General features: G+C 65.6%; 1 pseudogene. It reads right to left on the bottom strand.

Annotated elements, in window-relative coordinates:
• Positions 1-252 precede the first annotated feature (252 nt).
• A pseudogene (locus VSR34_RS38145) lies at positions 253-677 on the bottom strand (cell division protein FtsH); the annotation flags it as partial.

The following is a 677-nucleotide window of genomic DNA, read 5'->3' as shown; positions in this document are numbered from 1 at the left end:
CCCTGAAAGAGTTCTGAAACAGGGTCCACCGAAAACGGATCAAAACGCGTCAGATTGCTCATTGCCCCTCTCCTTCCATAAGCAGGCCATCAGCTGGCCCAATTGACCGACTGCAAGCCGGCTTGCAGCATCGTCGGATGGCGCCAGGCGACGGGCGAATCGAATGCCGCCGCCTCGCGCATTCACGACGGTCCGCACCGTGAAACCGCACCTTCAGCGTAGTCGCGCGCGGCTTCCCGGGGTTGATCCACGTCAAGCGGTCACGGGCGCCGGCTGGCCTTCAATCGCCTGTTGCAGCATCTCGTGGTCCAGCACGTCACGCTCCAGCAACAGGCGAGCGATCCGTTCGAGCGGCGCGCGCTGTGCGCGAAGCGTTGCCGCGACACGCTCATGGGCATCGTTCAGCACGCCGCGAATTTCCTCGTCGACGAGCCGCGCCGTATCCTCGCTGCACGGCGCGCCGCCCCAAGGCTCGAACCCCGGCAACCCTGGAGGATCGACAGCTTCCCCGAGCGTCGCGAGTCCGATGCGCTCGCTCATGCCATAACGCGTCACCATATGGCGCGCCATCGAGGTCGCGCGATCGAGGTCGTTTTCCGCGCCCGTCGAGACGTCGCCGAACACGAGCTCCTCCGCGACGCGTCCACCCGCATCGCCGATGGCGCGGCGTACCGTTT

The sequence above is a fragment of the Paraburkholderia sp. JHI2823 genome (assembly GCF_038900695.1).
GTDB lineage: Bacteria > Pseudomonadota > Gammaproteobacteria > Burkholderiales > Burkholderiaceae > Paraburkholderia > Paraburkholderia mimosarum.
This window is presented reverse-complemented; position numbering and strand designations above follow the sequence as displayed.